We start from the raw sequence: 11,130 nt of genomic DNA on the forward strand, positions 1-11,130 counted from the left end.
ATGCGGGGAGTGATGATCCATCGATGGTCACTCCCCGCTTTATTGCCCTACCCCCTTCGGAGCGAAATATGGTCGCCGGCTAAACCTACCCTGAAAACGTTCGTTTGTTCACTCTATTTCCTTAACAGTCATTTTTAAAAGACACCACATGAAAAAACTGCTATTAAGTTTTCTCACAGTACTGTGCGCTCTGCCCATGATGGCCCAGCACGTCGATCCTTGCGGATTCGATGCTGTGCATCAGCGTCTGAGAACCGCAGACAAACGCTATGACAGTGCAGTCAGGCAGCATGATGATCGCTGGATCAAGTACAGTGCGCTCGTTTCATCTGCTTTGCTGACGTACACATCTGCAGGATATGTTTACGAGATACCCACCGTGGTGCACGTGATTCATACCGGAGACACCGTCGGCTCTTCCTATAATCCCGACAGCACCAAGATCGCGCAGATGATCGATTACATGAATAACGCATATGCTGCTCAGAGTCCTTTCCCCGACACTGCGCATGGAGGATGCCGCATTCCGCTAAAATTCGTTCTTGCAAAAAGATCTCCTACCGGCGCTTCCACGAATGGTATTGTTCGCGTGAACGGCAGCTCGCTTTCGGGCTACACCGCATATGGTGCGAATGCAGCAACAACCACAGGTGTGGATCCGCAAAACATTATGGCGCTCAGCAGATGGCCTCCGGCGGATTATTACAATGTATACTCTGTTAATAAGATCGACGGTAATGACCTGTATTCCACGGGCGGGATTGCTGGATTCGCTTATTTCCCAGGCACCCCTTACATTGATGGTATGATCGTTGCCGCGTCCCAGATCAAATCGGGAAGCACTACCGTTTCTCATGAATTCGGACATGCGTTCAGCCTGTACCATACTTTTGAAGGTGATGCCGGAGGGACGACCTGTCCTTCTACTACTTCCTGCTCTACTACAGGCGACCTGGTGTGTGATACGGAACCGCATATCCGCGAAAGCTCTGCCTTTCCTTCCACCTGGTGTCCGCCCACAGACGTGAACTCCTGTACAGGGCTCTCTTACAACAACACGCAGTATAACATCATGGACTATACCACTTGTCCTCCCAACCGCTTTACTGCGGGTCAGAGAACAAGGGTACTGAATACACTGGATAATGAACGTGTCGGTTATAAAACGTCTCTCGGACTTACCGCTCCATCCGGAACGATCGCCACGGCTGCCTGTATTCCTTCCGTTGGAACACTTGCCGTTAATATCGGACCGGTTGTTGTGGAGTTTAACGGCATGAAAGTGTGGACGGGCGACAGCTACCTGGAAAATGCAGGATATGTAGACCATGCCTACAACCAGCAGACCACGGTGAAAAAAGGCAGTTCCTACACGTTGAATGTAACTACCGCTGTAAACGTGCAAAATGTACGCGCGTTTATTGACATGAATAACGATGGCGACTTCTCGGATGCAGGCGAACAGGTGTTCAGCCACAACGGAACGACAACATCTGAAGTGCATAGCGGATCGATCACGATTCCCAGCTCCATTACCACATGTACTTATCTGCGTATGCGCGTGGTTTCTGTATATTCCGGAGCCACACCCAGCGATTATGCCTGTGGTCCTTACACTTACGGACAGGCAGAAGATTATGGTATCTATGTAGTATCTGATACTCCTACCGCTACCACTCCTATTGCTTATTGTGCCGGTGCCACCGCTACGGCGCTTACAGCTACAGGATCCAACCTGAAATGGTACACAGCCGCCACAGGCGGTACCGGAAGCAGCACTGCTCCGACACCGTCTACGGCGTCTGCAGGTTCGACTACCTATTATGTAACACAATCCGGAGATGCCTCTGCAACGTGTGAAAGCGATCGCAAGGCTATCGTTGTGAATATAACTACCGCTCCTGCAGCACCTGCAGTTACTTCTCCCGTTGCGTATTGTGCCGGAGCTTCTGCATCTGCGCTTTCTGCAACAGGCACCAGCCTGCTTTGGTACACAAGTGCTTCGGGCGGCGTTGGAAGCAGTACGGCTCCCACTCCATCCACTGCAACAGCCGGTTCAACAACTTATTATGTTTCGCAGACAACAGGCGGTTGCGAAAGCCCGCGCGCTGCAATTGTGGTAAATGTAAATGCAATTCCGTCTGCTCCTACCGTTACCAGTCCGGTAGCGCTCTGCCTCAGCAGCACTGCATCTGCGCTTACGGCAACCGGAACGGGATTACTTTGGTACAGTGCAGCAACCGGAGGTTCGGGAAGCACTACAGCACCAACTCCGTCCACTGCGGCAATAGGATCAACTAATTATTATGTCAGTCAGACAGTAAGCGGTTGCGAAAGCCCGAGAGCAACGATCACCGTAAATGTAGTATCTTCTGTTGCGGCTCCTACCGTATCCAGTCCTGTGAATTATTGCGTTGGTGCTTCATCATCTGCACTTACGGCAACAGGTACGGGATTGCTTTGGTACAGTGCGGCAACCGGAGGAACGGGAAGCGCTACCGCTCCAACTCCTTCCACTGCTTCTGCCGGAACCACTACTTATTATGTGAGTCAGACGGTGAGCGGATGTGAAAGCCCACGTGCTTCCATCACAGTTAACGTCAACAGTATTCCGTCTGCACCAACGGTTTCATCTCCTGTTACTTACTGCGCCGGAGCTACTCCGTCTGCACTTACAGCAAGCGGCACCGGTTTGCTCTGGTATACCGCAGCCACCGGAGGATCGGGTGCGACAACCGCCCCGACACCATCCACAGTATCTGCCGGAACGACCAACTATTATGTAAGCCAAACTGTAAGCGGATGTGAAAGTCCGCGCGCAAATATTGCGGTCACTGTAAACAGTCTGCCAGCCGCGCCTTCAGTAACAAGCCCTGTTACTTACTGTGCCGGCGCAACCGCAACGGCATTGAGCGCAACCGGATCAGGACTTTTGTGGTACAGCGTTGCCACAGGCGGAACAGGAAGCGCCACAGCCCCTACTCCATCCACGGCTTCAGCAGGAACAACAAACTACTATGTAAGCCAGACCGTAAGCGGTTGTGAAGGTTCGCGTGCTACCATCGCGGTAACGGTTAACAGTGTTCCGTCTATGCCTTCAGTATCCAGCCCTGTTACCTATTGCCTCGGCTTCTCTGCAAGCGCACTGACGGCTACAGGGACAGGTTTGCTGTGGTATACCGCAGCAACCGGAGGATCAGGAAGCGCTACAGCTCCAACTCCATCCACCGCTACGGCCGGATCTACCAACTATTATGTAAGCCAGACCGTAAGCGGATGCGAAAGCCCGAGGGCTACCCTCACCGCAACTGTTTACAGTGCAATGACTGCACCCTCTGCTACGGCAACAATCAACTATTGTATTGGTGCAACAGCAAGTGCATTGACGGCAAGTGGCACTAATCTCCGCTGGTACACAGTGGCCACAGGTGGTACGGCAAGCACAACAGCCCCTACCCCATCCACTGCGGCAACCGGAACAACCACTTACTATGTAAGCCAGTCGGCAGACGCTTCCGGATCATGCGAAAGCGGTCGTACAGCGATTGCTGTTACGGTAAACCCATTGCCAACCGCGCCGACGGTTACTTCTCCTGTCAACTTCTGTAACGCTGCAACAGCTTCTGCGCTTTCGGCTACAAAAACTTCAGCCACCGATACGCTGAAGTGGTACACGGCAGCTTCAGGCGGTACAGCGAGCACAACTGCTCCTACACCTTCCACGGCGAGCACAGGTGTCACTTATTATTACGTTTCACAGGTGAATGTGTATGGTTGCGAAGGAGCCCGCACACAGATACAGACCAATATCAATCCGCGCCCGGACAGCGTAATCATCAGCCCGCTCAGTTCCACTACTTTCTGTAACGGAGATTCCGTGACCCTCAAAGTGAGTGCGAAAGTGAATATGGCTGCAGGTACTACTGCCTTCTATACGGCATACGGTCAGAGCGACGGCACAAAATCGTGCAACTGCCCGAGCGGTTATGCGATCGCCGGATACAACGGCCGTACGGGTGACATCCTTGACGGATTTAAATTTATCTGCGTTCCGATCAACCGCTACGGAGTCATTGGTTCAGGATTCGATTCCACTGCACTGAACGGCGGACTGGGTGGAGGACCGAACGGCCCTTACTCATTCAGCTCCGGTACATTCCTGGTGGGACTGAACGCTGCTCAGACCGGCTTCTCCGGAGGATATTACCTTAGCGGCATACAGGCTCAGGGACAAACACTGTCCTACATCAGCAGCGCGGGTGATCCTACATCTTCGCCTACCACGCTGACCAGCATCTACGGAGCATTCTCTCCATGGACTTCCGGTACCATCTGGGTTCCTGCGGGACATGTTGCAACCGGTATGCTCTCAGGAACACTCGGTTATTCCAGCAGCGTGGCGCTCAACTATACACCAGTAGGAGCCTTCTCTTATACCTATTCCTGGTCTACAAGCGACACTGCAGACCAGATCAAAGTAAAAACAGGAGGCACGTACACAGTTACGGCAACCAACTCACTGGGTTGCAGCCGCACATCAAGCGGAACTGTGGTAACCGTTAATCCGATCCCCGCTGCACCAACCGTAACCACACCGATCACTTATTGCCAGGGATCATCTTCTGCAGTTCTGACTGCCTCTAAAGGTGCCACAGATACGCTGCTTTGGTATGGCGCAGCAACAGGCGGCACTGCCAGCTACTTCACACCGACTCCTTCCACTGCTTCCGCCGGCACCACCAATTATTGGGTGAGCGTGAAATCGGCAGCAGGTTGTGAGGGCAGCCGCTCTTCCATCAGTGTGGTGGTGAACGCGAAACCAGGCAATCCTACAGTATCCTCTCCGGTTACTTATTGCCAGGACGATGCAGCTACGGCACTTACCGCTACCAAATCCGGCAGTACAGATACCCTGTTGTGGTACACCGCTGCCACCGGCGGTACGGGATCAGTTACAGCACCTACACCTGTTACGTCAGCGGCAGGAAGCACTACTTATTATGTGAGTGAGAAATCAACCGCGAACTGCGAAAGCAACCGCGCGTCACTGAATGTGGTGGTGAACGCCAAACCGTCGAGCCCGACCGTTTCTGCTGTCACTTACTGTCAGGGAGCTACAGCAGTGGCACTTACAGCTACCAGAGCTGCAACAACAGATACGCTCTACTGGTACACGGCTGCCACCGGAGGTACAGGCACTACAACGGCACCGACTCCGTCTACTGCCAGCGCCGGTACCACCACGTACTACGTAAGCGAGCGTAATACGAATCGCTGCGAAAGTCCGAGAGTGGCGCTAACCGTTACCGTAAATGCAACTCCGGCTGCACCCACCGTCACCACACCGGTGAATCTGTGTATCGGTGGTGCAACAGCAGCCCTTACCGCAACCGGAACGAGTCTCAAATGGTACTCATTTGCCGCAGGCGGAACTGGTAGCACAACCGCACCTACCCCATCCACAACCGTTGCCGGCACGACTATCTATTACGTTAGTCAGACCAATGCTTCGGGTTGTGAAGGAAGCAGAGCGGCAATCACCGTAACGATCAATTCACTCCCTGTTGCTCCGACCGTGGTGAGTCCCGTAACTTATTGCCAGGGAACAACTGCAGTTGCATTAACGGCAACCAAACCAAGTGCTACGGATACGCTTTACTGGTACACCACCGCAACAGGTGGCACCGGAAGCAGTACCGCACCGGTTCCCGCAACAGCAACCACGGGTACCACCGTATATTATGTATCGGCGAAATCCCAGTACGGCTGTGAAGGAACACTCAGAGCGGCACTTTCCGTAAACGTGAATCCAACACCTTCCGCTCCTTCTGTAACCACTCCGGTGATCTATTGCCAGAATGCAACAGCAACAACGCTGAGCGCATCCAAAGTATCGGTGAGCGACACACTGAAATGGTACACCGTTGCCACGGGCGGAACAGGCTCCGTTACCACACCGGTTCCTTCAACTGCAACGGCGGGCACCACAAGCTATTATGTATCTCTGAAAAACACATTCGGCTGTGAAGGTCCGAGATCAACGATCACGGTTACCGTAAACCCGCTGCCTGCCACTCCAACGGTGACAAGCCCTGTGAATCTGTGTCTCGGAGGTTCTTCTTCCGCACTTACGGCTACAGGCACCGGATTACTCTGGTATACGTCGCTTACCGGAACAGGTAGCAGTACAGCACCTACACCGGCAACAAGCCCGACCGGAACCACTGTTTATTACGTAACCCAGACCGACCCGAGCACCGGTTGTGAAAGTCAGAAAGCAAGCATCAGCGTAGTGGTGAACCCACTGCCAGCTGCACCGACCGTAACTTCACCGCTGAACCTCTGTCAGGGTTCCGTTGCCGGTGCACTCACCGCAACAGGTACAAATCTTAAATGGTACACATCCGCTACCGGTGGTACAGGTAGTACAACTGCGCCGGTTCCTTCAACAACTGTTCTCGGAACAACCAATTACTACGTAAGCCAGACCTCATCCGTAGGGTGTGAAGGATCGCGTGCGGTAATTGCCGTTGTGGTACAACCGCTGCCAACAGTAACAATCACTCCGAAGGATCTGCCGGGCTTCTTCTATTGCGCAGGCAAAACAGTCACCCTGAAAGCTACAGCTTCCGCAACGGTAACTTACCAATGGTACCGCGAAAGCACGGCGCTGACAGGAGCAACTTACGATACGCTCGCTGCCGGAACGAAAAACAACTTTAAAGTGGTAGTGACAAGCATCTACGGATGTAAAGGTGAAGCAACGGTATTTGTACAACCGGATACCACCACCCTCCCGACGATGTCCCCGACAGAAGCTTATATCTGTGAAGAAGGATCTACACTGTTGTATTGTCATCCGGGTTACACAGGATTTGTATTCGACTGGATTCAGGATGGGGTTTCTATGACGCCCGCTACACCTAAGTCCAACACCCGTATTGTAAATCAGGCCGGAACCTATAAAGTTACCGTTACCAATCTTTACGGATGCGTGAATACAACGAATACAGCCACCGTATATCTGTATCCGAAACCTGTGAAACCGCTTATCGTAGCATCCGGAACGACGTTGTCCCTTACACCGACCAGCGGTTATATCCATTACCAGTGGTACCGGAACGGATCTCCGATCTTCAGTGCTATCGCAGATCATTACACGTACACGAGTGACGGAAAATACCATGCACAGGTAACTGATGCGAACGGATGTCTCGCGTATTCCGATACGCTGAATGTCACGAATACTTCCGTTCAGCAAATTGCAGGAACCGATAAATCGATCAGAGTGTACCCTAACCCAACAAGCGGTATGTTACAGATCGAGTCGCCGGTGAAAGTAAATGCCGAACTTTCAGATATGATGGGAAGACGTATGATCTATCAGGAAAATGCCAGCTCTATCAATCTGGTGAATCTTCCGGACGCAACATATATTTTACGCATATTTGACGAAAACCGTCAATTGATCTCTATTGATAAAATAAATAAGATTACGCAATAGATTTTTTTCTGACAATGAAAGCCGCGTCTGTAAAGGGACGCGGCTTTTTTTATGGCAAGTACCTTACGAATTATAACTGAATAGGTTAAAAAATTACAAACTTTTTAAAAAGTTTGATCGTCTAATATAAATAGGTGACCTTTGCGGCGCCAAACCCAACGTTTTGGCACTTGTGTCTAAACAATTCATTTTGAAAACAAAAAAGTACTTTATGCGGAAGCTATTGCTTACCGGCGTGCTCTGCGCCGCCGGAATTTGCGGTACTCACAAAGTAACCGCTCAAACTATTTACACCATCGCCGGGACAGGAGCGTCCGGTTATTCGGGAGATGGTGGAGCTGCAACAAGCGCCAAGCTGAACAGCCCTTACAGCATTACGCTGGATGCAGCCGGAAATCTATACTTCACAGACAACCTGGAAAACGTAGTCCGCAAAGTGGACGTCAGCACCCGCGTCATCTCCACTGTTGTGGGCACGGGTACTGCGGGAAGCACCGGTGACGGTTCTGCTGCTTCTGCTGCATCCCTGAACGGGCCTGCCGGAATTGCTTTTGACGGCTCGGGTAACATGTATGTGGTGGAAACTGCGGGCAACCGCGTTCGCAAGATCAACACCTCGGGTGTGATCTCCACTATCGCAGGTGATGGCACCGCGAGCAGCACCGGCGACGGTTCTGCCGCTACATCAGCTACGCTGAATGGTCCTACCGGTATCATTGTAGATGCTTCGGGAAATATTTATATCGCCGAAGGAACAGGTAATCGCGTAAGAAAAATCAACACATCAGGCACCATTTCCACAGTGATCGGCGATGGTACTGCGTCCAGCGCAGGTGACAGCAATCTCGCGGTCAACGCGAAGATCCGCCGTCCTGCTGAGATGGCTTTTGATGCCTCCGGTAATCTTTACATCGCTGAGCAGAACGGTAATCGTGTGCGTAAGATAGAAATGAGTTCCGGCAATGTGTACACATACGCAGGAACAGGTGCTGCGGCAAGTGACGGAGACGGAGGACTTGCAACGGCTGCCAAAATCCGTCAACCGACAGGTCTTGCTTTTGACGCTTCCGGTAATCTATACATCGTTGAAGCAGTAGGACGTTTTGTACGTAAAGTAGATGCTTCCGGTTATATCAGCACAGTTGCCGGTACCGGAACTGCAGGCTACTCCGGCGACGGAGGAGATCCTGAACTGGCTACATTCCGCCGTCCCTATGACATTGCGTTCATGAACGGCAATCTGTTCCTGAGTGATTTCAATGCAAACGTGTTGCGCATGATCTGCGACCCTTCCGCACCGCTGGTGAGAGACACTACCTACCTGTGTAAAGCGGCTACCGCAAGTGCCCTCACTGCAAACGGAACAAATCTGAAATGGTATACCGATGCAAGCGGCGGCACTGTGCTCACTGCGGCACCCACTCCTTCTACCGCCACTGCCGGGTTCACTACTTACTACGTAAGTCAGACAAGCTTCGAACCGACATGCGAAAGCCCGCGTGCGGCTATGACCATAAACGTGATTGAGCCGACGATTCCTGCTCCGGTAGCAACTACGAGTCTCAGCTATTGTAAAGGAGCGACTGCCACTGCACTCGCTGCTACAGGATCTTCCCTGAAATGGTATACGGTGGCTACAGGCGGAACAGCCTCCACTACCGCTCCAACACCTTCCACAGCTTCAGCGGGTACAACTTCTTATTTTGTTGCCCAGACAGAAGATGGTCCCGGATTCTGCGAAGGACCCAGAACACAAATTGATGTTGTGATCAATCCTTTACCGACCGCACCGACAGTTACTTCATCCATTGTGTACTGTGTAGGCGCAACGGCAACTACTCTGAGCGCAACCGGAACTTCTTTACAATGGTATACGGCCGCTACAGGTGGCACAGCGAGCACAACAGCTCCAACCCCTTCCACCAGCGGATCCGGAACCACAACTTATTATGTTTCCCAGACTTCAGACCCAAGCGTTGGTTCCTGCGAAGGTCCCCGCGCAAGTATTGCGGTAACAGTAAATTCTTTCCCTTCTGCTCCTACAGTGCCTGCTTCCAGCATCAACCTGTGTGTGGACGGCCCAAGCAGCGTTTTAACTGCATCCGGCTCCAACCTGAAATGGTATGATGATGCAACTGCGGGCACACTGCTTTCAGCTGCCCCCACTCCTGCAACTGCTGCTGTAGGTACTACTACCTATTATGTGTCACAATCCTTGGCCGCTTCAGCGGGTGGTTGTGAAAGCGGTCGTACGGCAATCGCGGTAACCGTTAATGCACGTCCGGACAAACCGGTAGTCACCAGCCCTATCGATCTTTGTGTTGGTGTTCCTGCCCCATCTTTGTCGGCTACAGGTACAAGCCTGCTCTGGTACAGTGCGGCAACCGGCGGAACCGGAGCGACTATCTCTCCTTCTCCTGCTACAGCAAGCACAGGCACTTATTATTACTACGTAAGTCAGACATCTTCTGCTGCAACCGGATCATGCGAAGGTTCACGCGCATCGATCCAGGTAAATGTACAGCCATCCCCTGTAGTGTCTGTAGCATCGCTTGCCACATCAGGACTGATCTTCTGTCCCGGTAAAACAATCACTTTTGAAGCAACCGCTCCAACTGCAGTTTCTTACCAGTGGCAGACAGAAGGAACAGATGTTCCGGGAGCTATCAGTGCAACTTACGCCGTAGGCACAACCGGTTTTACAGGTGTTGAAGTAACAGATATCTACGGTTGTAAAAACTATGCAGAGCTGTATGCTCAGGAAGATCCGTCACCACGCCCGGTGCTTACTCCTTCCGTTATTTCGGTATGTGAAGGAAACACCGTTCTGCTGAATGTGTCCCCTCGTTTTGCAGGCTATACGTTCGACTGGTATAAAGACGGTGTTCCGGTATTCCCTTCCACACCTTCAGATGATTCTAAAGGCGTAACAAGCTCCGGAACTTACGGAGTAGTGGTTACGAATACCTATGGCTGTATCTACAACACCGGCGATGCTGTCGTTTCTTTCTATGCAAAACCTGCGAAACCGACCATCACCAACGCAAGCCCGACTTTATCCGTACCAAGCGGCTACAGCTATTATCAGTGGTTTAAAGATGGTTCGATGATCATCGGTGCCAACAGCCGCACTTATGTAGCAACGGGCTATGGTAATTTCCATGTGGAAGTTGACAATATCTACGGATGTTCAGAATTATCTGATACCGTAACGATCGAGAAACCAAGCTCTGTAAGCAATTTCAGCACAGACAATCAGATCAGGGTGTATCCTAACCCGACAACCGGATTGGTTCGCGTGGATGCCGCCGCATCGGTAAGCCTCCGTATCAGCGATCTTACCGGCAAAATCATCCGTGAAGTGAACGCAAATCGGTGTGATATTACCGATCTGAGCGACGGAATATACTTCCTGAGCATACTTGACGAAAACAAAAATATAGTTCAGATTACCCGCATCGCGAAGAGTAATCAATAAATAGCACAAGTATCTAAGCAGAAGCCACTCAATCAACTGAGTGGCTTCTGTTTTTTTGTTATGATTCCATTCAATAAAAAATTGGTTATTTGATATATCCCTGATTGTAAAGTTTCTATTATCAAAGCTATGAATGTAATATTCTATA

2 protein-coding genes are annotated in these 11,130 nt (G+C 51.5%); both read left to right on the plus strand.

Features of this window, described 5'->3' with window-relative positions; translation table 11 throughout:
* The first annotated feature begins 148 nt into the window (after positions 1–148).
* Positions 149–7,504 carry an Ig-like domain-containing protein gene (locus ABD846_RS12430; protein WP_344827458.1) on the plus strand — a complete coding sequence of 2,452 codons (7,356 nt, stop codon included), beginning with the start codon at positions 149–151 and terminating at the stop codon, positions 7,502–7,504.
* A 211-nt stretch (positions 7,505–7,715) separates the two neighbouring features.
* Positions 7,716–10,982 carry an Ig-like domain-containing protein gene (locus tag ABD846_RS12435; RefSeq protein WP_344827461.1) on the plus strand — a complete coding sequence of 1,089 codons (3,267 nt, stop codon included), beginning with the start codon at positions 7,716–7,718 and terminating at the stop codon, positions 10,980–10,982.
* Positions 10,983–11,130: the final 148 nt, after the last annotated feature.

The organism is Rurimicrobium arvi (assembly GCF_039540495.1).
In the GTDB taxonomy this organism is placed as follows: domain Bacteria; phylum Bacteroidota; class Bacteroidia; order Chitinophagales; family Chitinophagaceae; genus Rurimicrobium; species Rurimicrobium arvi.